Annotated in this window: 22 protein-coding genes; 9 read left to right on the top strand and 13 right to left on the bottom strand. The window is 71.4% G+C overall.

Annotation, left to right across the window (positions count from 1 at the left end):
* Window positions 1-7: 7 nt before the first annotated feature.
* The 4 genes from J5X75_RS28140 to J5X75_RS28125 all read right to left on the bottom strand — a co-directional run bounded on the left by J5X75_RS28140 (window position 8) and on the right by J5X75_RS28125 (window position 4184).
* Window positions 8-712, bottom strand: coding sequence for a GntR family transcriptional regulator (locus tag J5X75_RS28140; protein ID WP_307798306.1), 705 nt, complete (start codon window positions 710-712; stop codon window positions 8-10).
* A complete protein-coding gene (gene trpA / locus J5X75_RS28135) occupies window positions 699-1490 on the bottom strand; it encodes a tryptophan synthase subunit alpha (RefSeq protein ID WP_208470522.1) in 792 nt (263 codons plus the stop codon). Before trpA ends, J5X75_RS28140 begins: the two co-directional genes overlap by 14 nt.
* 213 nt (window positions 1491-1703) lie before the next feature.
* A complete protein-coding gene (gene trpB / locus J5X75_RS28130) occupies window positions 1704-2864 on the bottom strand; it encodes a tryptophan synthase subunit beta (protein WP_208470521.1) in 1161 nt (386 codons plus the stop codon).
* A 135-nt stretch (window positions 2865-2999) separates the two neighbouring features.
* Window positions 3000-4184: a sigma-E factor regulatory protein RseB domain-containing protein gene (locus J5X75_RS28125; protein ID WP_208470520.1), complete on the bottom strand. Its 1185-nt coding sequence runs from the start codon at window positions 4182-4184 to the stop codon at window positions 3000-3002.
* Window positions 4185-4303: 119 nt separating this feature from the next.
* Here J5X75_RS28125 and J5X75_RS28120 point away from each other — a divergent pair, with 119 nt between their 5' ends.
* From J5X75_RS28120 to J5X75_RS28110, 3 genes are read left to right on the top strand one after another with little or no spacing between them, the layout of a single operon-like run.
* Entirely contained in the window at window positions 4304-5206 is a 903-nt protein-coding gene (locus J5X75_RS28120; RefSeq protein WP_208470519.1) for a dioxygenase family protein, read from the top strand.
* 54 nt (window positions 5207-5260) lie between these two features.
* The gene (locus tag J5X75_RS28115) at window positions 5261-5923 is read left to right on the top strand and encodes a response regulator transcription factor (RefSeq protein ID WP_208470518.1); all 663 of its coding nucleotides are present in this window, start codon (window positions 5261-5263) and stop codon (window positions 5921-5923) included.
* A gap of 3 nt (window positions 5924-5926) precedes the next feature.
* The gene (locus tag J5X75_RS28110; RefSeq protein ID WP_208470567.1) at window positions 5927-7270 is read left to right on the top strand and encodes a sensor histidine kinase; all 1344 of its coding nucleotides are present in this window, start codon (window positions 5927-5929) and stop codon (window positions 7268-7270) included.
* A gap of 13 nt (window positions 7271-7283) precedes the next feature.
* Here J5X75_RS28110 and J5X75_RS28105 read toward each other — a convergent pair whose 3' ends face one another.
* From J5X75_RS28105 to J5X75_RS28095, 3 genes are read right to left on the bottom strand one after another with little or no spacing between them, the layout of a single operon-like run.
* Entirely contained in the window at window positions 7284-7778 is a 495-nt protein-coding gene (locus J5X75_RS28105) for a MarR family transcriptional regulator (RefSeq protein ID WP_238489550.1), read from the bottom strand.
* A gap of 8 nt (window positions 7779-7786) precedes the next feature.
* Window positions 7787-9034, bottom strand: coding sequence for an FAD-dependent oxidoreductase (locus J5X75_RS28100; RefSeq protein ID WP_208470516.1), 1248 nt, complete (start codon window positions 9032-9034; stop codon window positions 7787-7789).
* A 51-nt stretch (window positions 9035-9085) separates the two neighbouring features.
* Window positions 9086-10015 carry an alpha/beta hydrolase gene (locus J5X75_RS28095; RefSeq protein ID WP_307798305.1) on the bottom strand — a complete coding sequence of 310 codons (930 nt, stop codon included), beginning with the start codon at window positions 10013-10015 and terminating at the stop codon, window positions 9086-9088.
* A 316-nt stretch (window positions 10016-10331) separates the two neighbouring features.
* Between J5X75_RS28095 and metK the strand changes: the two genes are divergently transcribed.
* On the top strand, window positions 10332-11528 hold the full coding sequence (gene metK / locus J5X75_RS28090; protein WP_208470515.1) for a methionine adenosyltransferase: 1197 nt from the start codon (window positions 10332-10334) through the stop codon (window positions 11526-11528).
* A 144-nt stretch (window positions 11529-11672) separates the two neighbouring features.
* Here the strand turns inward: metK and rfbH are convergent, their stop codons facing one another.
* Complete coding sequence (rfbH, locus tag J5X75_RS28085; protein ID WP_208470514.1) at window positions 11673-12974, bottom strand: lipopolysaccharide biosynthesis protein RfbH; 1302 nt, start codon at window positions 12972-12974, stop codon at window positions 11673-11675.
* 107 nt (window positions 12975-13081) lie between these two features.
* Window positions 13082-13303: a hypothetical protein gene (locus J5X75_RS28080; protein ID WP_208470513.1), complete on the bottom strand. Its 222-nt coding sequence runs from the start codon at window positions 13301-13303 to the stop codon at window positions 13082-13084.
* Between the two features lie 354 nt (window positions 13304-13657).
* Here J5X75_RS28080 and J5X75_RS28075 point away from each other — a divergent pair, with 354 nt between their 5' ends.
* The 4 genes from J5X75_RS28075 to J5X75_RS28060 are packed head-to-tail and all read left to right on the top strand — an operon-like array spanning window position 13658 to window position 16884.
* Window positions 13658-14473 carry a class I SAM-dependent methyltransferase gene (locus J5X75_RS28075; protein WP_307798304.1) on the top strand — a complete coding sequence of 272 codons (816 nt, stop codon included), beginning with the start codon at window positions 13658-13660 and terminating at the stop codon, window positions 14471-14473.
* Window positions 14474-14483: 10 nt separating this feature from the next.
* A complete protein-coding gene (locus tag J5X75_RS28070) occupies window positions 14484-14747 on the top strand; it encodes a phosphopantetheine-binding protein (RefSeq protein ID WP_208470511.1) in 264 nt (87 codons plus the stop codon).
* Window positions 14748-14797: 50 nt separating this feature from the next.
* Window positions 14798-16003, top strand: a complete 1206-nt coding sequence (locus J5X75_RS28065) for a cytochrome P450 (RefSeq protein ID WP_208470510.1) — start codon at window positions 14798-14800, stop codon at window positions 16001-16003.
* Between the two features lie 35 nt (window positions 16004-16038).
* Window positions 16039-16884, top strand: a complete 846-nt coding sequence (locus J5X75_RS28060) for an alpha/beta fold hydrolase (RefSeq protein WP_208470509.1) — start codon at window positions 16039-16041, stop codon at window positions 16882-16884.
* Between the two features lie 15 nt (window positions 16885-16899).
* Here the strand turns inward: J5X75_RS28060 and J5X75_RS28055 are convergent, their stop codons facing one another.
* From J5X75_RS28055 to J5X75_RS28040, 4 genes are all read right to left on the bottom strand, one after another.
* Entirely contained in the window at window positions 16900-17487 is a 588-nt protein-coding gene (locus J5X75_RS28055; RefSeq protein ID WP_208470508.1) for a TetR/AcrR family transcriptional regulator, read from the bottom strand.
* A gap of 135 nt (window positions 17488-17622) precedes the next feature.
* Window positions 17623-19077, bottom strand: coding sequence for a serine hydrolase domain-containing protein (locus J5X75_RS28050; RefSeq protein WP_208470507.1), 1455 nt, complete (start codon window positions 19075-19077; stop codon window positions 17623-17625).
* 30 nt (window positions 19078-19107) lie between these two features.
* Window positions 19108-20283 carry a cytochrome P450 gene (locus J5X75_RS28045; RefSeq protein ID WP_208470506.1) on the bottom strand — a complete coding sequence of 392 codons (1176 nt, stop codon included), beginning with the start codon at window positions 20281-20283 and terminating at the stop codon, window positions 19108-19110.
* 78 nt (window positions 20284-20361) lie between these two features.
* Window positions 20362-21531, bottom strand: a complete 1170-nt coding sequence (locus J5X75_RS28040; RefSeq protein WP_208470505.1) for a nucleotide disphospho-sugar-binding domain-containing protein — start codon at window positions 21529-21531, stop codon at window positions 20362-20364.
* 172 nt (window positions 21532-21703) lie between these two features.
* Here J5X75_RS28040 and J5X75_RS28035 point away from each other — a divergent pair, with 172 nt between their 5' ends.
* The gene (locus J5X75_RS28035; protein WP_208470504.1) at window positions 21704-22531 is read left to right on the top strand and encodes a class I SAM-dependent methyltransferase; all 828 of its coding nucleotides are present in this window, start codon (window positions 21704-21706) and stop codon (window positions 22529-22531) included.
* The last annotated feature ends 104 nt before the right edge of the window (window positions 22532-22635 follow it).

Below are 22635 nucleotides of genomic sequence, written 5' to 3'. Positions count from 1 at the left end.
TCGATCGTCAGACGGCCGGCCGGCTCCAGTGCAGGGTGAGGCCGTGCACGGCCCGTTCGGTACGGATTTCCATGGCCGACCCCAGGATCGTCGCCCGGTCCACCACCAGGGCCGAGTCGTCCAGCCCGTACGAGATCCGCTCGGACAGCAGCACCGGCTCGCCGGGGGAGCGGCGCAGCAGCGTGGCGCCCGGCTCCTCCAGCAGAGCGGGCCGGACCACCTCGGACGCCCGCCGGACACCGATGCCGTGTTCGGCCAGCGCCGCGTAGAGCGAGGTGCCGCTCAGGTCGGCGCCGGCCAGGACGGTGCCGTGGATCCACGAGAGCTGGTGGACGGCGGGGCGCCCGGCGACCAGCCGGAGCCGTTCGAGGCGGACCGCCGGGCCGTCGCCGAGGACCGTGGCGGCCCAGTCCGGGGGTGTTCCGGTGTCCTGGTCGAGGATCTCGGTGGTCACCGTCTGCCCCTGGGCGCGCAGGTCCTCGGCGAAGCCGCGCAGGGAGTCGAGTGTGTACGTCGCCCGTGGCGAGAACACGAACGTCCCCCGGCCCGCCTGCTGGGAGAGCAGCCCTTCGTCCTCCAGCCGCTTCAGCGCCTGCCGCAGCGTGGCCAGCGTGACCCCGTAGCGGGCGCTGAGCTCCTTCTGCGGCGGCAGCGCGGAGCCCGGCGGCAGCTCCCCAGCGCGGATCTTGCTGCTCAGGTCAGCCGCGATCACCTGATACTTCGGCGTGCGCGTGGTCAGCGGGCACCTCCTGGTCGGCCTGGTCGACGGCGGCCCGCAGCGCGGCGACGTCGTCCAACAGCTCGCCGGGTGTGGCCCCGTCCAGAACCCTACGCATCAGGGCGGAGGCGACGACCACCCCGTCCCCGGCACGGGCCGCCGCGGTGGCCTGCTCCGGACCGGAGATGCCGAAGCCGATCAGCACCGGCAGATCGGTGACCGCCTTGATCCGGGCGGCGAGCGGAGCGGCGGTGCCGGCCAGTTCGTCCCGCTCGCCGGTGGTGCCCAGCACGCTGACCGCGTAGACGAAGCCCCGGCTGCGTGCGGCGATCTCGGCGAGCCGCTCGGGCGGGGTGACCGGCGCGGCCAGCAGGACCAGGTCGACTCCGGCCGCCTCGGCCGCGGCGGACAGGCCGTCGGCCTCGTCGACCGGCACGTCCGGCACGATCAGCCCGGAGACGCCCGCCTCGGCCAGCCGTCGGCAGAACACCGCGGGGCCGTCACGGAAGACCAGGTTCGCGTAGGTCATCGCGAACAGCGGAACGCTGATCCGGTCTCGCACGGCGGCCAGGTCGGCCAGAATCGTGTCGACCGTGGTGCCACGGCGCAGTGACCGGTCGGAGGCCCGCTGGATGGTCGTGCCGTCGAGCATCGGATCGGAGAACGGCAGGCCGATCTCGATGGCGTCGGCCCCGGCCTCCTGGTAGGCGAGCAGGTAGTCGGTCCAGTCCTCGGTGATGCCGCCGGTCAGATAGGGGTAGAGCCGCTTCATGCGGCACCTCCAGTCGGTTGACGAAGCACGCGGCATTGCCGCGCGGGAACGTGGGTGTCGTGGGTGAGCCGCCGCCGAGACAGGGCGGCGGCGCCGAGGAGAACGCGCGGGCGCCTGCGCCCGGGACGACAGGGGAAGAGCCGTGCCGGCAGGCGGACCCGGGAGCGGGTGGCTCGGGAGGGAAGAACGAGCGGGGGTGCGGCCCCGGCGGGATCACTCGGTGACGCCGGCCAGCGTGGCCATGTCCTTGTCGCCCCGGCCGGAGAGGGTGAGCAGCACGGTGGAACCGGCCGGCAGCTCGGGTGTGCCGGCGGCGCGCAGCACCCAGGCGACCGCGTGCGCCGACTCCAGCGCGCAGATGATGCCTTCGGCACGGGCCAGGCGGCCCAGCGCGGCGACCGCCTCGTCGTCGGTGACGGTCACATACTCCGCGCGGCCGGTGGCGCCGAGGTGGGCGTGCTCGGGCCCGATGCCGGGGTAGTCGAGCCCGGCGGAGATGGACTCGGCCTCCAGGATCTGGCCCTGCTCGTCCTGGAGCAGCATGGAGCGGTAGCCGTGGACGACACCGGGCCGGCCGTGGGTCATGGCGGCCCCACCGGCGGCCTCCACACCGACCAGCCGCGCCCGGGTGTCGGCGAACCCGGCGAACGTGCCGGCGGCGTTGGAGCCGCCGCCCACGCAGGCCACCACCACATCGGGATGGACCGGGGCCTGGGCCCGGGCCTCCTCGCCGATGACCCGCTGGAACTGGCGGACCAACCACGGGTACGGATGAGGACCCGCCGTCGACCCGAGGCAGAAGTGCGCCTCCTCGACGGCCGCCACCCAGCCGCGCATGGCCTCGTTGGTGGCGTCCTTCAGCGTGCGGCTGCCGGCGGTGACCGGGATGACCTCGGCGCCGAGCAGCTCCATGCGGAAGACGTTGAGCCGCTGCCGGGCCATGTCGCGCTCGCCCATGTAGATGGTCGCGCGCATGCCGAACAGGGCGGCCGCGGTCGCGGTGGCCACGCCGTGCTGGCCGGCGCCGGTCTCGGCGATCAGGCGGGTCTTGCCCATCCGCTGGGCGAGCAGCGCCTGCCCGAGCACATTGTTGATCTTGTGCGACCCGGTGTGCGCCAGATCCTCCCGCTTGAGCATCAGGGTGATGCCCAGGTCGGCGGAGAGCGTGGTGGCCGGGGTCAGCGCGGTGGGCCGTCCGGCGTAGACGGAGCGCAACTCGGCGAGTCGCTCGTGGAAGGTCGCGTCGGCCCAGGCCTCCCGGAAGGCCGTCTCCAGCGCCGCGCAGGCCGGGACGAGGGACTCGGGCACATAGCGCCCGCCGAAATCGCCGAAGCGGCCGCCGGTGGGAGGGGCCATCGATTCGAGCACGGTCATCGCCATCTCCTAGAGTTCTAGAACTCTTGCCGGTTCAGTGTGCCATGAACACGGCGAGAGTTCTATAACTCTGGAACGAAAAGAACGCCCCGGCAGCCGGGAGAGCGGCGCCGGGGCGTTCCGGGGTGTTTCCGACTACTTGGCGGCCGCCGCGTACAGCGCCTCCGGCGAGACCAGCCCGCCGAGCACCCGGCCGTCGTCGGTCAGCAGCACGCTGAACAGCGAGCTGCGGAGCAACCGGCCCTTGCCCCAGGATCCCTCGACCTTCTCCAGGGTGCCGAGGAACTGCTCGGCGACCTGACCCGCCTGGGCCTCCTCGGGTGAGGAGGACGACGAGGACTTGGCGCCCTCCAGCTCGTCGAGCACCGGCGCCTTCCCGACCACGATCGTCGTCCAGCCCTCGCCGATGACCTTGAGGTCATCGCCGGCCGGAGAACCGGCGGGAGAACCAGCCGGAGCGCCGGGAACGGACGGCTTGCCCGGAACAACCGGAGCCGGCTTGCCGGAGTGATCGGCGATGCCGCCCTCGCTCACCTTCGCACCCGGCGGCGGGTTGAAGCTGAACTGGTCGTCCGCCGGAACCTCGAAGGTGATCTGCTCGAACGCCACCCGGAACGCGGGCTTGCTGGTGTTCTTCGCGTAGACGTCCACCCGCAGCGGGATGTGCTGCTCGGCGTCGATCGCCAGGCGCACCTGGCCGACCAGCGACGCGGTGTCCTTCGGGCTGAGCACCACCTCGTACGCGTCCCGCCCGGCCACCTCGGCGGCGCCGGTCGTCTCCACCTTGGTGCTCTCGTCGATCGCGGCGAGCGCGGCCTCGGCGGCCTCCTGCGGTGTCACCGGCACCCCGGCCGGCGCCTTGTCCGGCTTCCCGCCCACGTCGGCGGGGAGCTTCACGTGCGTACCGGTGTTGTCCTTGCTGCTCCAGATCCACACGTCGGAGCCGTTGCGGATCACGTCGGTCTCGCCGCTCGTGCCGAGCAGCGCGAACCGCGCCTTGTCCTCACCCGCGTACCAGACGCGTGCGGTGTTGCTTCCGGCGATCAGGCTGGTCAGGTTGCCGCCACCGCCGGAGACGTTGCCGAGCAGCCCCGCGATGCCCGGGAGCCCCAGGTCGGCGCTCTGCACCAGGGTGCCGGACAGACCCTTTGGATCGGCGTTCTGCAGGTCGACGAGCAACTGTGCGGCACTGCGCTCCGGCAGCCCCGGGTCGGCGTTCGCCACGATCGTCCCGGCCGCTGCGCCGCCCCCGATGACCGCCACCGCCGCAGCCGACGGGACCAGCCAGCGCAGCGCCGGCCTGGACCTCAACACGGACACGATGTCCACCTCCCGAATCTCTGGGGCCAATCGTGCGCCGGGGCCGCTGTGATCCTGCTGAGAAGCTCCCCTAGGGGTTCGCCGCCGATATAGCGTCATATCCGAACATGGGGGAATTAATGGCTTCCTATCAGGGGCATCCACTGCCCCGGCCCGGCACCGACATTCTCCATCAAGGTCTGGCCTTCGACCTGGCCACCATGCGCCGCCGTCAGGCGCTGCGCGTCCTCGGGCTGGGCGCGGTCGCCCTCGGGCTCGGCGGCTGCGGCGACGGTGAGCCGACGCCGACCGTCGAGACCGGCACGGTGCTCGGCGAGATCCCCGACGAGACCGCCGGGCCCTACCCGGCCGACGGCTCGAACGGGCCCGACGTGCTGACCCGGAGCGGCGTGGTCCGCAGCGACATCCAATCCAGCTTCGGCAGCTCGACCACCCGCGCCGAGGGCATCCCGATGACCCTCACCCTGAGCATCCAGAACCTGGCCGACGGCGGCGCCGCCTTCACCGGCGTGGCCGTCTACGTCTGGCACTGCGACCGGTCCGGCCGCTACTCGCTCTACTCCGAGGGCATCACCGGCGAGAACTACCTGCGCGGCGTCCAGATCGCCGGCGACCGCGGCCAGGTGACCTTCACCAGCATCTTCCCGGCCTGCTACAGCGGCCGGTGGCCGCACGTCCACTTCGAGGTCTACCCCGACCGGGCGAGCATCTCCGATGCCTCGAACGCCATCGCCACGTCGCAGGTCGCGCTTCCGGAGAACATCTGCCAGGAGGCATACACCCAGACCGGGTACGAGGCCTCGGTCACCCATCTCGCCCAGGTCTCGCTGGACGACGACAACGTGTTCGGCGAGGACTCCGGCGCGCTCCAGCTGGCCACCGTGACCGGCGACGCGATGAGCGGCTACACGGTCACGCTGGAGGTGGGTGTCGACACCACGACCACCCCGACGGGTGGTCAGCTCACCGGCGACGGCGCCCCGTCCGGAGCGCCACCGGGCGGCCCGCCGCCGAGTCGCTGAGAGGTCGCTGAGAGTCGCTGACGATCGCGTGCCCCGGCGTGCCAAGGTGTGGGGGTGCGGTTGCTGGTGGTGGAGGACGAGGCGCGGTTGGCCGCCGCGCTACGGCGTGGCCTGCAGGCCGAGGGCTTCGCGGTGGACATCGCCGCCGACGGCCAGGACGGTCTCGAGATGGCCCGCCACGGTGGGTACGACGCGATGATCCTGGACGTGATGCTGCCCCGCCTCTCCGGCTACCGGGTGGTGCGCCAGTTGCGCGCCGAGCGGCACTGGCTGCCGGTGCTCATGCTGAGCGCCAAGGACGGGGAGTACGACCAGGCCGACGGCCTCGACTGCGGCGCCGACGACTATCTGACCAAGCCCTTCTCGTACGTCGTGCTGTTGGCCCGTCTCCGCGCCCTGCTGCGCCGCGGCGCCCAGGCCCGTCCCGTCGTGCTCGCGTTCGGTGATGTCGAGCTGGATCCGGCGGAACGCCGGGTCCAGGTCCGCGGCGACGAGGTGACCCTCACCGCCCGCGAGTTCGCCCTGCTGGAGTATCTGATGCGCCGCCCCGGCCAGGTCGTCTCCAAGACCGAGCTGCTCGACCACGTGTGGGACGCCGCACTGGAGACCGCGCCGAACGCGGTCGAGGTCTACGTCGGCTACCTGCGCCGCAAGATCGGCCGCGAGCGGCTGGAGACGGTCCGCGGCGCCGGCTACCGGCTGGCGATCGTCGAGTAGATGATGCGCCGCGTCAAGGAGCTGAGCCTGCGGGCGCGGCTGCTGCTCGTCTCCCTCGCGGGTCTCGTCTTCGGCCTGTCCGCCGGCGCCGTCCTGCTGATCGCCGTGCTGGGGTACGCCCAGGTCCGCTCGGTGCAGAGCGAGGCGATGGCCACCGCCCGCGGCGTGGCCGCGCTCGTCGACCAGGGCGCGCTGCCGAACCCGATCCCGGTCACCCCGGGCGTGCAGGTGCAGGTCATCGACGAGCGCAACCGGGTGCTCGCCTCGTCGGCCACCGCGGACGACCTCACCCCGATGCTCGGCGCCGCCGACCTCGCCCACCTGCGCGACGGCGAGGGCCGGGAGATCCCCGGCTACCTGATCCACGACCAGGGCCGGGCCCGGGTCGTTCAGCTCACCGCCGGCCCGCCGACCGCGCCGGTGCGCATCCTGGTGGCCCGTTCCATCGACCATGTCACGCAGAACCTGCACATCCTGCGGCTCACCCTGCTGATCCTGTTCCCGCTGCTGGCCACGCTCCTGGCGGCCGGGCTGTGGCGGGCGCTCGGCGCGGCGCTGCGGCCGGTCGACGCGCTGCGGGCCGGCGCCGAGGAGATCACCGGCGGCACCCGGGCCGGCCGGCTGCCGGTGCCGGACTCCCGCGACGAGGTCCACCGGCTGGCCGTGACGCTCAACGACATGCTGCACCGGCTCGACGCGGCCCGCGCCCGGCAGCGCGCGTTCGTCGCCGACGCCGCACACGAGCTGCGCAGCCCGCTCACCAACATCCGTACCGAATTGGAGGTCGCGCAGCACCTGCCGGACGACACCGACTGGCCGGCGCTCACCGATGACCTCCTGGCCGACGTGCAGCGGCTGTCCCGCCTGGTCGACGACCTGCTCCTGCTGGCCCGCTCGGACGAGGGCGTGCCCGCCACCCGCCTCGAGAAGATCGACCTCGCCCAGTTCGTCGGCGAGGCGGCGCTGCGCTACCCCGATGTGGAGTACCGGGACCCGGGCACGCCGCTGCCCATGCTCGCCGAGCCGGACGCGCTGGCCCGGGTGGTGACCAACCTGCTGGACAACGCGGAGCGGCACAAACGCGAGAAGGTGACGGTCAGCGCCGCCGCCGACGCCGGGCATCTGCTCATCGTGGTCACCGACGACGGCCCCGGCATCCCGGACCACGACCGGGAGAGGGTGTTCCAGCGTTTCACCCGCCTCGACGACGCCCGGGCCCGCGACGCGGGCGGCTCCGGGCTGGGCCTCGCCATCGTCCGCGAACTGGTCCGCCGGCATCGCGGTTCGGTCACCCTCGGCGACAATCACCCCGGTCTCCGCGTCGAGGTACGCCTACCGAAGGCGTGACCAGCCGCGCGGCCTACCGCGACGGCGATCGCCGGGTGGGTCCGCCGTCGCGGAGGCCGGTCAGCTCGGCGAGGTACATCGCCCGCATCCGCTCGAAGTGCCGGGCCAGCAGCCGGATCTCCGCGACGCTGTAGCCCTCGACCAGCTGCGCCGCCCGGTGGGCGAACCGCTCGTACGGCCGCTCCAGCTCGGCGGCCCGCTCCGGCCGCAGGGTGACGATCACCCGCCGCCGGTCCGCCGGGTCCCGCTCGGCGGTGACCCAGCCGGCCTGCTGCAACCGGCGCAGCATGCTGGTCACGGCCCCGGTGGTGACGTTGGCCCGCTCGGCGATCTGCCCCGCGGTGGCCGATCCGGCGTCGGCCAGGAAGTCCAGGCACTCCAGGTCGCTCACGGTGAGCCCGAGCCGGTCCGCGATGGCGTACCGGAACACCGTCGACAGCCGCGAGGTCTCCCGCCCGGCGTGCATGAGGTCGGTGATCGCGGACGCACGGGCCGGCTCGTCGGACATGCCCGCCATCATGCCTCCGGCACGGTGACCCGGTGCAGCCGAGGTAGCACCCGGGTGAGCACCCAGTGCGGGGCCGCCGCGCCCCCGGTGAGCCGGCGCATCAGGCCGGCGGCGGTGCCGACGGCGCGGAACGCGTACGGCACCATCTCGTCCTGGTAGGCGGCGATCGCGTCCTCCACCGGGGTGCCGCTCACCCGGGCGTCGACGATCCGGCGGCCGAGCAGCGCGGCGTCGCGGAGCGCGGTGTTGCCGCCCTGCGCGCCGAACGGTGGCATGACGTGCACCGCGTCGCCCATCATCGTCGCCCGGGGCACCGCCCACCGGTGCGGGCGCCGGCCGGTGGCGAACGGGTTGAGCACCGTCGTGTCGAGCTCTCCGGTGGCGACCAGCAGGCGGATCAGCGGGTGGAAGCCGGCGCTCAGCCGGACGGCCAGATCCCGCAGCGCCAGCAGGTCGCCACGGGCGCCGGCCGGCACCTCCTCCCGCCGTACCAGAAGCCCCCACATGACGTAGTCGTCGCCGGTGGGCGCGTAGCTGCCCGGGGCCACGCGGGCGAACGCCGCGCGGGGACTCTCGCCGAACCGCATCGAGGTGAAGAAGAAGGCGCGGCCCGGCCGGTCGGCGATGGACAGGACCCCGCTGGTCCGCAGTGCTTCCGGGATGACGCTCACGCCGTCGTGCCACAGGGGTGACCGGGCGTAGACGCCCACCATCGGGGTGCTCTCCGGGTCGGCGTCCGGAACGAGTTGCGCGCGCAGCGCCGAGCCGACACCGTCCGCGCCCACCACGACCGACGCCGCGACCGCCCCGCCGTCGGCGAACCGCAGCCGCAGCCCGGCCGGGCCACCGTCGTCGACCGCGGCCGCGGCCCGGCCGTAGTGAACGCGCCCGTCCAGCCCGGTCATCAGGATCGACCGCAGAGTGGCCCGGTCGACCTGGCGGGTCGCGTCCGGCTCGTCCTTGAAGGCGATGGTGAAGGCGTCCCGCAACCGGCTGTCGGTGAAGCGCAGGCGCCCGCCGGGCTCGTCGCCGGTGGCCAGCGCCAGGCGGTACAGCGGGCGGGGCAGGCTTTCGCGCAGCGCCTCCAGCCCGTACCGGTCGAGGATGATCCGATAGCCCTGCTGCCGGACGAAGGGGCTCTGGTCCCGCTCGTAGACGTGAACGTCGATGCCGGCGCGCATCAGGTACTGGGCGAGACAGAGGCCGGAGAGGCCGGCGCCGGCGATCGCCACGGAGAAGTCAGTCGATATGCCCATGCGATTATCTTAATGACTAAGATAATCTCGGCAAGGGTACGGCCGCGGCGCTCAGCTCTCCAGGACCCTTCGGATGAACTCGTCGCGTGTGGCCAGCGAGGCGCGGGCGATGGCGGAGTGGCGGGCCAGCACCTCGTACCCGTGGCAGCCGCCGCCCCACAGGTGAAGATCGACGAGCACGCCGGCCTGTGACAGCCGCGTGGCGTAGTCGATCGCCTCGTCGCGGAACGACTCGGCCGAACCACAGTCGATGTAGGTGCGGGGCAGCCCGCCGAGGTCGGTCGCGCGTGCCGGTGCGGCGTAGGGCGAGACGTCCGGTCCGCCGCGCCGGTCGCCCAGCAGGGCCGTCCAGCCGAACAGGTTGTCGTTGCGGTCCCAGGTGCCGTCGCCGTCGAGCATCCGGCTGCTGTGGGTCTGCAGGCGGTCGTCCAGCATCGGGCAGATGAGCACCTGGTGGCTCAGCGCCGGAAAGTCGCGGTCCCGGGCCAGCAGCGCCGTGCCGGCCGCCAGCCCGCCTCCGGAACTCGCCCCGAGGATCATCAACCGGTGCGGGTCGATGTCCAGTTCGGCGGCGTTCTCGGCGGTCCACACCAGACCCGCGTAACAGTCCTCGACGGGGGCCGGGTCGGGGTGTTCGGGCGCGAGGCGATACTCGACCGACACCACCACGGCCCTGCCCTCCGCCACGTAGGGCAGCAGCGCATCGACCTGCGACCGGCGGTCACCGGTCACCATCCCTCCGCTGTGGATGTGGTAGATCCCGGCGACCGGCCCGGAGGCCGTCGCGGGACGCAGGATGAGCACGGTGACGTCCGGCTCGCCCGCCGGTCCCGGCACGACGCGGTCCTCGACGGTGACCAGGCCTCCGGCGGTCAGATCGGGCGCCGGCGCCCCCGGCGGCCCGCTGCTCATGCCGCTCCGGATCGCCGGCAGCGTCTCGGCAGTAAAGGGCGGCACCACCGCCCGTACGGCCTCGAGCACGGGGACGAGTTCGGCATCGAACGGAGGGCGGATCGGGGTGCCGGCGGTGGCGGTTGCCTCAGAAATGGTGTTCCTCCCGACGTGAGTGACGCACCGGTGTCGATGCGCTCGCCGTTCATCGGACGGGCGTTCTGCCCAGAAATGCCGCGGAACGAGGCGGCGGATCCCATGGTAATGACTTCGATCGATGTCGTGGGCGGTCGTTAAGCCTCGTTTCAGAGGGCCAGGTCAGGATCGGTGGCGGCGGCGACAAGCGTCGCGCGTACCGGGCCGATCCGATGACATCGCGATCGGCGATGACGTTCTGGAGGAAACCGTGTCCCTTCGATTGTTCACCTCGGAATCCGTCACCGAAGGCCACCCCGACAAGATCGCGGACCGCATCAGCGACGGCATTCTCGACGCGTTGCTGGCCCAGGATCCCCGATCGCGCGTGGCCGTCGAGACGCTCGTCACGACCGGACAGGTCCATGTCGCCGGCGAGGTCGACACCAGCGGATACGTGGACATCCCCCGGCTGATCCGGCAGATCGTGCTCGACATCGGCTACGACTCGTCGGCGAAGGGCTTCGACGGCGCGTCCTGCGGCGTGTCGGTCTCGATCGGGGCCCAGTCGCCGGACATCGTCCAGGGCGTCGACGCCGCCCACGAGGTCCGGATCGGTGGCAGCTCCGACGAGCTCGACCGGCAGGGCGCCGGCGACCAGGGCCTGATGTTCGGCTTCGCCTGCGACGAGACACCCGAACTGATGCCGCTGCCGATCACGCTGGCGCACCGGCTCGCCCAGCGCCTGACCCGGGTGCGCAAGGACTACGTGGTCCCGTACCTGCGGCCGGACGGCAAGACCCAGGTCACCATCGAGTACGACGGCGACCGGCCGGTGCGGCTGGACACCGTGGTGGTCTCCAGCCAGCATGCCGGAGACCTCGACCTGGAGTCGTTGCTGACCCCGGACATTCGTACGCACGTGGTCGAACCGGAACTGGCGGCGCTCGACATCGACACCTCCGGCTACCGGCTGCTGGTGAACCCGACCGGCCGGTTCGAGATCGGTGGGCCGATGGGCGATGCCGGCCTGACCGGCCGCAAGATCATCGTCGACACGTACGGCGGGTACGCCCGGCACGGCGGCGGCGCCTTCTCCGGCAAGGACCCGTCCAAGGTCGACCGATCCGCCGCGTACGCCATGCGCTGGGTCGCCAAGAACGTGGTCGCCGCGGAACTGGCCCGCAGGTGCGAGGTGCAGGTCGCCTACGCGATCGGCAAGGCGGAGCCGGTCGGCGTCTTCGTCGAGACCTTCGGCACCGGCGCGGTGAGCCAGGACCTGATCCAGAAGGCCGTCCTGGAGGTCTTCGACCTGCGGCCGGCGGCGCTGGTCCGGGATCTCGATCTGCTGCGCCCGATCTACAGCCGGACCGCCGCCTACGGCCACTTCGGTCGCGAGCTGCCGGAGTTCACCTGGGAGCGCCGCGACCGGGTCCAGAAGCTCCGCGAGGCCGTGTACGGCTCCTGAGCACCGCGGCTGCGTGCCGTGTCCGGCATCCCGCTCCCGAGGTGCCGGACGCGGCCGGAACGCCACGACGCCGCCCGCGCGTCAGCCCGGACGGCGTGTCAGCCGGCGGCCGGGAGCGGGTGCGTCACCGCTCCTGCCGGGCCCTCACCGGTTCTTCGTCACGAACTCGCGGATCGAGTCGACCACGAACTGGATCATCTCACCGGTGATGCCGGGATAGACCCCGATCCAGAACGTGTGCTCGGTGACGATGTCGCTGACGGACAGATCGCGCGAGACACGGTATTCGACATCCGCGTAGGCGGGGTGACGCGTCAGATTGCCGCCGAAGAACCGCCGGGTGGCGATGCGGCGTCCTTCCAGGAAGGCGATGAGTTCCTGACGGCTGAACGGCGCGTCCGGCCGCACGGTCAGGACGAAACCGAACCAGCTCGGATCCGAATCCGGCGTCGGTTCCGGTAGCAGAAGACCGGGCAGCCCGTCGAGCCCTTCGCGCAGCAGGCGCCAGTTGCGCCGCCGTGCCTCACCGAACTCGTCGACACGTTGCAACTGTGCCAGGCCGATCGACGCATGCAGGTCGGTGCTCTTCAAGTTGTAGCCGACATGGGAAAATATGTACTTGTGGTCGTAGCCGCGCGGTAGGGAACCGAGCTGCTGATCGAAGCGTTTGAGGCACTTGTTGTCCTCGCCGGGTTCGCACCAGCAGTCCCGTCCCCAGTCGCGGATCGACTCCACCAGGCGAGCGAGAGCCAGGTCATTGGTCAGGACACAGCCGCCCTCACCGAAGGTGATGTGGTGGGCGGGATAGAAGCTCACCGTGGCGAAGTTGCCGAAGGTCCCGGTCAGCCGGCCGCGGTACCGGGAACCGACGGCGTCGCAATTGTCCTCGATCAGATACAGATCGTGCTCTCGGGCGAGGTCGGCGATCTCGGCCACCGCGAAGGGATTGCCGAGCGCGTGCGCGGTCATGATCGCCCGGGTCCGTGGCCCGATCGCCTCGGCGATCCGCTCCGGCGTCGGGTTGTAGGTTCCCAGCTCGATGTCGACGAAGACCGGCTTCAGGCCGTTCTGCAGGACGGGATTGACGGTCGTCGGAAAACCGGCGGCGGCGGTGATCACCTCGTCACCGGGGCGCAGACGTGCGTCGCCCAACTGGGGTGACGTCAGCGCGCTCAACGCCAGCAGGTTCGCCGATGACCCGGAATTCGTCAGGTGTGCCTTGCGCAGACCGAAGTAGCGGGAGAACTCACGCTCGAAGCGGCGTGCGCTCGGGCCCGCCGCGATCCGCATGTCCAGCGCCGCCTCGACCAGGGCGACACGGTCGACCTCCTCCAGCACGGCGCCGGAGGTGAGGATCGGAGTGGTTCCCGGTGTGAACCCGTCGTTCACCTGATTCCGGTGGTATTTCCGTACCAGCTCGAGAATGGCGTCCTTGTCCTCACCCATAGTGGGCACCTCCATAGCCGTCTTCCGACGCTTCCGCCGGGAAGTCGAGGGTGGTCGTTAGATTTGCCGGAACCGGATCGGGCTGGGTGACGAGAAGGCGGACGGGCTCATTCGCGCGGCGGTGTGAAGCCCAGCCGTACCCAGAGGTCCAGCTCGGCGTCGGTGGGCGGCCGGGAATCGATCTGCTCGGGATGCCGCAGCGGCAGCAACGCCGTACTCGGGGGTGGCGGGGACTCCCGATCGTGCCGCCACCAGATCAGGTATTCCACCGGGAAATCGGGCGGCACCGGGCCCATGGTCCAGCCGAGCAGGGCGAGGCTGCGCACCACGGCGCGGAAGACTCTCGCGGGACGGCCCGGCCGTGAACGACGCGATTCGGGCGCCATGAGCCCCCTTTCTCCGATGCGGTGAGCGAGCGACGTCCGGGCACGGCTCTCTGGCCGGACCGGCGGACGTCGGCACGGGTCACAGTGCCGCACCGTGCACACGCGACCAACCCTGTCTGATGGGGGTGGCCGCGCCGGGGGAGAGGTGCTACCGCCCAGCGTCCACATCGCAGCCGCAGGTACCCCCTACTTATCGGGCCTTGTCGCGGCCGGCGCCGCTCGGCACGGTGACATTGATGAGAAACCGCCCGTGCTGCGGTATCGCCGTTGCCCACTCATAGACAGGAAATGTCTACCGTGCCCTCTCCGCGAGTACGCCTCTCCGAGAACGAACTGCACCGGCACCGGCAGGTGGCGGAAGCGTTCGGATCGGATCCCGAACGCTACGACCGGACCCGGCCGCGCTATCCCGAGGCTCTGGTGAACCGGATCACCGGGAATGGCACGAAGCTCGACATCGTCGACGTCGGCTGCGGTACGGGCATCGTGAGCCGGCAATTCCAGGCGGCCGGTCACACCGTACTCGGTGTCGAAGTGGACCCCCGGATGGCCGCCTTCGCCCGGCAGCGCGGAACCGACGTGGAGGTCGCGGCCTTCGAGGACTGGGACCCGGCCGGCCGGACCTTCGACGCGGTCGTCTCCGGGCAGACGTGGCATTGGCTGAACCCGGTCGCCGGAGCGGGCAAGGCGGCGCGGGCACTGCGCCCCGGCGGGCGGGTCTCGGTGTTCTGGAATGCCGAACTCCCCTCGCCCGAGGTGCTGCGGGCCTTCGGTGAGGTCTACCGCCGGGTGCTGCCCGATTCGCTCGTGGCCCGCCAGTGGACGGCGAACGCCATCGACGGCTACGTCATGTTGTGCGACAAGGCCGCGGACGGCATGCGGACGACCGGCGCGTTCGGCGAGACGCAGGAGTGGCGTTTCGACTGGAGCAGGTCCTACCGCCGGGACGAGTGGCTGGACCAGTTGCCCACCCACGGCGACCACGGCCAGTACCCCGTCGCCGTGGTGGAGGAGGTCCAGGCCGGCATCGGTGCGGCCATCGACGCGATGGGAGGCGGCTTCGAGATGCGCTACACCACCATCGCCGTGAGCGCGGTCCGGAATCCCGAGTGAGGACGATCCGATGACCACCCAGGACGCCGCGCACGACATGGTCCTCACCCGGCTCCGAGCCCTGCTCATCGAGGTGTGGGACGAGCATCCCGCCGAGGAGTCGCTGGACAGTGACGCCTCGCTGCTGAACCTCGGGGTCGACTCGCTGACCCTGTTGTCATTGCTCGACCGGATCGAGGCGGAGTTCCACCCCCACTGGGACGCCGACGATCCGCCCAGCGCCTACAGCTCCCTGCGATCGCTCGCCCGTGCGGCGGCGCCCACCGAGCCCTAGCCGATGGGGCCCCGCCACGACCGCCCGCAGACCCCGGGAAGAGGACCACGATGACCGATACCGAGCAAGGGGTGGGACTCGCCGGCCAGTCCGGTGACGCCGCGTCGGTGCTCGCCTGGTTCCGGCGGATGCGGGCGACCGAGCCGGTCAGCCACGACGAGCAGGCCGGCGTCTGGCACGTCTTCGGCAGCGCGGACGTGGAGCGGATCCTGTCCGACTCCGCGACGTTCTCCTCCGAGTTCAGTTCGCTCATGCCGGCCCAGGAGGACGTCGACCGCTTCATCAAGGGCAACGTCCTGCGCAAGGACCCGCCCCAGCACCGCAAACTCCGCAACCTGGCGAGCAAGGCCTTCACCCCGCGCGTCGTCGCCGACCTCGCGGACCGTATCGACGTCATCGCCGACGAACTGCTGGACGCCATGGCCGGCGCGCCGAGGGTCGACCTGGTCGCGGATCTCGCGTATCCGCTGCCGGTGATCGTGATCGCGCAGCTTCTCGGTATCCCACCCGAGGACCGTCCGATGTTCGGGCGGTGGGCCGACTCCCTGGTCGCTCCGGAGAGCCAGACGGGGTTCATCCCGAACGCGGAGCGGACGCGGGCCATGGCCGTGGTGATGCGCGAGATGAACGCCTACTGCCTGGATCACATCCGCCGCCGCCGGGCCCACCCCACCGACGACCTCACCAGCAAGCTCGTGGCCGCCGAGCTGGACGGGCAGCGTCTGGACGACGAGGAGATCATCGGGTTCGTGGGACTGCTGTTGCTGGCCGGTCACATCACGACCACGGCGCTGCTGAGCAACGTCATCCTGTGCCTCGACGAGCACCCGGAGGCCGCCGCCGCCCTGCGCGCGGATCCCGCCGCGCTGCCCGGCGCCATCGAAGAGGTGCTGCGGTACCGCACCCCGCTGGCGCCGAGCATGCGCAGAACCACCAGAGACGTCCGGATCGGCGAGCACACCGTACCGGCCGGCCAGATCGTCCTCGCGTGGCTGGCCTCGGCCAACCGGGACGAGCGGCGATTCGCCGAGCCGGATCGCTTCGACATCCGGCGTACGCCCAACCCGCACCTGAGCTTCGGGCACGGCATCCACTTCTGCCTCGGGGCACCGCTGGCCCGTCTGGAGGTCCGGATCGCGATGGAGAAGATCCTCGCCCGCTGGAGTGAGATCTCGGTCGGTGACGGGGCCGAACACCACGACGCGCGGGGAATCTTCGGAGCCCGACGGCTTCCGCTGGACGTGCGCTGGGCCTGATCACGATACCGGGGCACGAGTGAAGGAGACCGTACGTGCCGATCGACGAGCCGCGCACCGGTTCCCTGCCGGTACCGGGCGCACGCCTGTACTACGAGGTGCGGGGGACCGGCCCGGTGCTGGTGCTGAACGGTGTGCCGATGGGCGCCGGGGGATTCGCCGAGCTCGCTCCGCTGCTGGCCGAGCACTACACCGTCGTGAGCTACGACCCGCGCGGTACGTTCCGCAGCGGTGTCGACGATCCGGCGCGGGCGACGCCCCCGGAGCTGTTGGCCGACGACCTGCACCGGCTGCTGACGGCCCTCGGCGACGGCCCGGCGCATCTGTTCGGCAGCAGCGGTGGGGCCGTCACCGGGCTCGCCCTGGTCGCCCGGCACCCCGGCCAGGTGATCACTTTCGTGGCCCACGAGCCACCGCTGCCGGAGTTGCTTCCGGACCGCGATGAGGTACGAGCGGCGATCGACGAGGTGTGCGACACCTATGTCAGCGCCGGTCGTGAGGCGGCCCTGAAGAGGTACGCCGCCGTCACCGGAATCGAGCGCTTCTCGCAGCCGCCCAGCGCCCGCGGCGGATCAGCCGCCCCGGCGACGTTCACCGCACCGGCCGATGTGCGCGCCATTCTCGACCGGTTCTTCCGGCACCTGCTGCGCCCCATCGTCGGCTGTCGCCCCGACATGACCGCCCTGCGGGAGTCGCCCACCCGGATCGTGGTGGCCGGGGGAAGCACGTCGCGTGGGGAACTGGCGCACCGGACCGCGGCGGCCCTCGCCGATCGGCTCGGCACCCGCATGCTCGACTTCCCCGGCGGGCACACGGGGTTTCAGCAGGAGCCGCGGGAATTCGCCCGCCTCCTGCACCGGGTGCTCAGCGGACCGGCGTGAGGCCCGGCGCACCGGTCACCGGACGGCGTCGCCCAGGACCGTCGTGACCATCTTCCGGACCGCGTCGACCTCGGGACGGCCGCCTTTCCGGTCCGCGTACAGCAGGTGGCCCGCCCCGATCAGGGTGAAGCCGATGATCTCGACCTCGGCGCCGGCGGGCAGGCGCCCCCGGTCGCGTTCCGCGGCGAGATAGTCGCCGATCATCGTGGCCGCCTCGGTGAGAACGGGGACTCCCGCCGGCCAGGTGTCGCGCAGCCGGTCACGGAGCTCGTCGCGGAAGGTGATGAGGGCGACGACCGCGACCGCGACCGACTCGAACAGGGCCGTCAGGGTCTGGGTGAGGTTGTCGACGATGGTGCCGCTGCCGACGGCGTCACGCAGAGCCGCGGCCCGGGAGTCCATCTGCTGGACGCGGTTCATCACGAACTCGGCCAGGAACGCGTCGAAATCGGTGAAGTGCCGGTGCAGGACGCCCTTGGCGACACCCGCCTCGGTGGTGAGCGCCCGGCTGGTCAGGGCGTTCGGCCCGTCCCGGAGGAGAACCCTCTCGGCTGCGCTGAACAGATGCTCGCGTACGTCACGGATCGAAACACCTGTCGGCAACTGCGCCCCCTCACACCCTCGCCTGGCGCTTGGCCAACGAGTGATCGAAAGCCCCTGCGCGGGGCACCGATATCATACCTCCGGGGTAAGCGCCGACCGGAAGGTGACGGGCGGCCGGAAACCACCGCTGACCGGCTAAGGGCGCCTGTCCATCCAGAACCGCACCGGTGCCGGATCCTCGAAATTCTTGGCTCCCCACTGCTTGCGCGTGAGCTTGCGGAACAGCCCGCCGACCGGGCACTGCCCGGCCAGGAACTCGTCGATGCGCCCGTCACGTACCGCGGCCTGCATGTCCAGGAAACCTTCGGCGAACCGGCTCTCGTCGAACTCCGCGACGGACGGCCGCCCGATCGGCCGCGACCCCCTGGCCAGCTCGGCGACCTGGTGTTCGTCCAGGTGCGCGCCCATCAGGCCGGCGAACCTGTCGGCGGCGACGAGGCCCATCACGTACGAGCTCGACGCGGCGTGGGTGGCCAGGCTACGGACGTCGACGGCGCCGCTGAGGATCCAGTTCGCGATCTCGTAGGCGAGGATGCCGAACGAATACTGCTCGGGTGGGTTGAAGACGTCCCGCTGATCCGCGAGATTCGTGCACACCGTGACGCAGAAGGGTTCCGCGGCGTGCGGATAGGCGAGCGAGACGGCCCACCATCCGAACGCGTAGTGGCCCACCGAGCTGACGCAGTGGTCCGCCGCGCCCGGAGTTCCGGCCAGCCGGACTCCGAAGCCGACCCGCGTGCCGTTCCGGCCGGCCGTACGCGGCTGGAGCACCGTCTGGGCGACCTCACCGCGGAAGTGGCCGTCGGGGCCGGTCAGCGCGAGCATCAGCGTGGTGAAGTCGGCCGGGGTCGTGACCGCCCCCACGGAGTGGTAGGTGCCGCACTCGTGCCACGGCAGCGGGACGGCGCGGTCGCCGAAGACCATGTGGCCCCGGGTGCAACGGGACCGCACGTCGTCCCAGTGGGGACTGTCCAGCCAGGCGGTGTCCCGCAGGCCCAGCGGGTCCAGGATCTCCTCCTGCGCGTAACGGCCCAGGGGCATCCCGGTCACGGCCTCGGCGGTCAGCGCGGCCACCTGGTACATGAACGACGACGAACTCCAGCCGGCGTCGTCGGCCGAGGTGACGAACCGGGGCGCGCCGGTGCCGTACTCGTGGACCACGCCACGCTCGAGTTCGCGTTCGATGTACCTCATCGCCGGTTCGGGCCGTTCGACCCAGTCGTACCCGTCCGTGACCGCGCCGGTGAGCATGGCCAGTGCCTTGGTCAGGGTGATCGTGCCGCCCTTCGGATTGACGACCGGGAACGGCAGGTGCTTGTCGATCGGGTCGTCCAGGTCGAGGTCGCCGGAGCGGACCAGAGCGGCGATCGCGGTGGCCACCACGACCTTTCCCAGGCTGCCGACCCGCATGGTGTGCGACGCGGTCACCGGAGCGCCGGTTTCCACGTCGGCCACGCCGTACGCGAGGGTCAGCGGGCTCCGTCCGGTCATGCCGATGCTGATCAGGGCTCCGGGCGTGCTGGTGGTCGCCAGCACCTCCGGGGCGATCCGGTCGATACCGTCGCGCAGCACGTCCCACGACAGGGTCACGGAGATTCCTCTCGATCCGCGCGCACCGGGTCACCAGGTGACGGGGATGGACTCGGGAATGGCGGCGAACGACGCCCGGCGTACGATCAGGTCCTTCGCCGGCATCGTCAGGCGCATCTCGGGGAACCGCTGGGTCAGCTGGCCGAAGGCGGTCTGCAGCTCGAGCCGGGCCAGCGGCGCGCCGATGCAGTAGCGCAGGCCGAAACCGAAGCAGAGATGCGGGTTGTTCTCGCGGGTCACGTCGAACCGGTCGGGTTCCGGGAAGATCCTCTCGTCGTGGGCCGCGGCGTACATGTCGAGCATCACCAGGTCGCCGCTGCGGACCGCGGCCCCGGCGATCCGCAGGTCCTCGCGGGCGTAGCGGATGTTCGGCGGAAGCAGGCGGCTCACCACCCGCAGGCTCTCCTCCGCCGCCGCCGGCCCCAGCTCCGGATCGCCGCGAAGCGCCCGCCACTGCTCGGGGTCGTCCAGCAACAGCACCGTGCCCACACAGAGCGCGGCGGCGGTCGTCTCGTACCCGGCGAAGAGCACGCCCATCGCGAGCTGGGCGACCTGCTCGTCGGACAGGGTCTCGTCGTCGGTCAGCCGGGAGACCAGGTCGTCGCCCGGTTGCTTGCGCTTGTGGGTCACCAGCTCCCGGCCGTACGCGTGCAGGCTGGCCAGGCCGTCGGCCGATCGTTGCCGGTCGCCCGCGTCACTGATCGCCGTCGTCCACCCGTTCAGGGCGGCCCGGTCCTCCAAGGGGACACCGAGCAGCTCGTTGATCACCTCCTGCGGGAGGGCGAGCGCCAGGGCCGTGGCCAGGTCTCCGGGAGGACCCTGCTCGGCCAGCCGGTCCAGCAGGCCGCTGGTCAGGGTCTCGACGCGCGGTCGCATGGCCTGGACCTGTCGCGGTGAGAAGAAGGGCTGCAGGCGCGAGCGCATCAGCGCGATCCACGCGTGCTCGGTCTCGGGGTCGCCCCGCGGCCCGTCGAGGAGCGCCGACTCACCGCTGCGCGAGGCGTTGTCGGGGTCGGGATGGCTGCGGCCCAGCCGGGGATCGGCCAGCAGCGCCTTGATCTCCTCGTAGCCGGTCACCAGCCAGGCCGGGTGGCCCACCGCGGTGCGGACCCGGTGCACCGGCGCCTGCCGCTGGATCGCCTGGAGGTGGTGCTGCGGGCGTGCGGGGTGCGGCGGGTCGAGGGGAAGCTGGATCAGGGCGGTCATGACGGGTTACCTCTTCCTGTGATCACCGAAACCCGCGATTCCGTACGCCCATCGCGCCCGGAATCCGTCGTCCGTAGGTCACTGTCGTGCCGACGTGGTCAGGTGTGCGACCACCTCGGAGGGCGCCGGCATCGCCGCCATGTCGTGGCGCAGGTGGTCCGCGGCCGAGCGGATCCGCTCGTTGGTGAGGACCTCGGATATCGCCGACGTCACCCGTTCGGCGGTGGCGGCGGCGACGGGGATCTCGAAACCGGCTCCGGCGGCGGCCATCGGGGCGCAGGACGCCATCACGTCGGGCGTCGCGGTGATGGCCACTTGCGGAACACCGTGACAGGCGGCGGTCATCAGGGTGCCACCGCCGCCGTGGTGGACGATCGCGTCGCAGGTGGGCAGGATCGCGTCGAGCGGGAGCTGTTCGGCGACCCGGACGGTGGCGGGCAGGTCGCGCGTCAGTTCGCGGTCGCGGCCGGTTACCGCCAGGACGATCTCCACGTCGAAGTCCTCCAGGGCGCTCACCACGTCGGCGATCGGGAAGCCGAGGAGACCTTCCCGGCGGATCAGCATGGTTCCCCAGGTGACCAGGACCCGCCGCTTCTTCGGGGGAGCCAGGAGATCGGGCGGGACGACGGTCGCGCCGTTGTACGGCAGGTACCGCATCGGGATCCGCGACGGAGCCGCACCGATGCGTAGACCCGGCGGGCAGGGGTCGACGGAGCCGGCGCCGCTCTCGGGCTGTGGATCGAGCCCGTACGCGGCATGCAGGTCGCGCAGCGATTCGGGCCACTGGTCGAGCGGTTGACCGGCGCCGGGGTAGCCGAAGGTCCGGATGATGTCCGGTCCCCACAGTTGCTTCACCAGGGGTACCCCCGCGTGGCCGGCGACGATCGGCGCGGCCAGCATCAACGGGTCGCCCACGACGAGGTCGGGGCGCCAGTCGCGGCAGAGCGAGACGGTGTCGGCCGTGATCGTCCGGGCGAGTGCGGTGTGGACCTTGGTCATGGCCCGGAATCGTGCGATCGGGTCGCTGTCCGGGCTGTTCAGCGGTCCGCGGTCGCGCTGCGCCTCGGCGAGCAGGTCGAACGATGCGGCGACGGTGATCATCGGGGTGCCCGATCCGACGACGGCGGATTCGATCGCGGGTTGCCCGACCACGCGGGTGTGGTGACCCGCGGCGCGGAAGGCCCAGAGGAGAGGCACCATCGGCAGGTAGTGCGACGGTGCCGAGAACGGCATGAAAAGGATGCGCATCGCACTGTCCTCTCTCGGCTGGGGGAGCACGCGGGTGGTGGCCGCAATCCACGTTGTCCGATGGCGGGTACGGGCGACAATCCGCGATTTGTGAGGGTGCCGGCGGCTTCGATGGCCGGTGGTGCGCCGTGCCCGATTGACGAGTGGGCGATTGCCCACATAAGGTGGGCGCATGACCACTCAATCATCTGGGAACACACCCGCCCCCGGTCTCCAGTCGCATCAGGCCAGGGAAGCGGCGGAGTCGTTCGGGGTGGATGCCGAACGCTACGACCGGACTCGCCCCCGTTACCCCGAGGCCATGGTCGAGGCGATCGTCGCCGCCAGCCCCGGGCGGCGCTTCCTCGACGTCGGAATCGGCACCGGTATCGCCGCCCGGCAGTTCCAGATGGCCGGCTGCTCGGTGCTGGGGGTCGAGCCCGACGAGCGCATGGCCGAGTTCGCGCGGCGGACCGGTATCGAGGTCGAGGTCTCGACGATCGAGACCTGGGACCCTCGGGGTCGCCAGTTCGACGCGATCATCGCCGGGCAGACCTGGCACTGGGTCGACCCGGTCCTCGGCGCCGCCAAGGCGGCCGCCGCGCTGCGGCCCGGTGGCCGGCTGGCGGTGTTCTGGAACGCGGCCGAGCAACCGCCCGAGCTCAACGCCGCCCTCGCCGAGGTCTACCGCCGGGCCATGCCCGACTCGCCGATCACCCGCGGGGCGGCCGTCTCCGCCGCTCAGGGATATGCGGCCCTGGGCGAGAAAGCCGCCGACGGCATGCGTCAGGTGGGCGGGTTCGGTGAGCCGGAGCAGTGGCAGTTCGAGTGGGAGCAGCGCTACACCCGCGACGAGTGGCTGGCCCAGCTGCCGACGACCGGGCTGCACACCCGGCTTCCCGCGGACGTTCTGGAGCAGGTGCTGAGCGGCACCGGCGCGGCCATCGACGCGATCGGCGGCAGCTTCGTCAATCGCTTCACCACCATCGTGGCCACCGCGGTGCGGGAGGGCTCCGCCTGATTCACGTGAGGTGCGGTTCATGGCGAGGCGTGGGGGGCGGGGGGCCCCCCCCCCGGGGGGGGGGGGGGGGCCCCCCGGCCGGGCGGGGGCAACCCCCGGTGGTG

The sequence above is a fragment of the Actinoplanes flavus genome, assembly GCF_017592555.1.
In the GTDB taxonomy this organism is placed as follows: Bacteria; Actinomycetota; Actinomycetes; order Mycobacteriales; family Micromonosporaceae; genus Actinoplanes; species Actinoplanes flavus.
The sequence above is the reverse complement of the archived record's forward strand: the minus strand, read 5'-3'. Positions and strand labels throughout refer to the sequence as shown.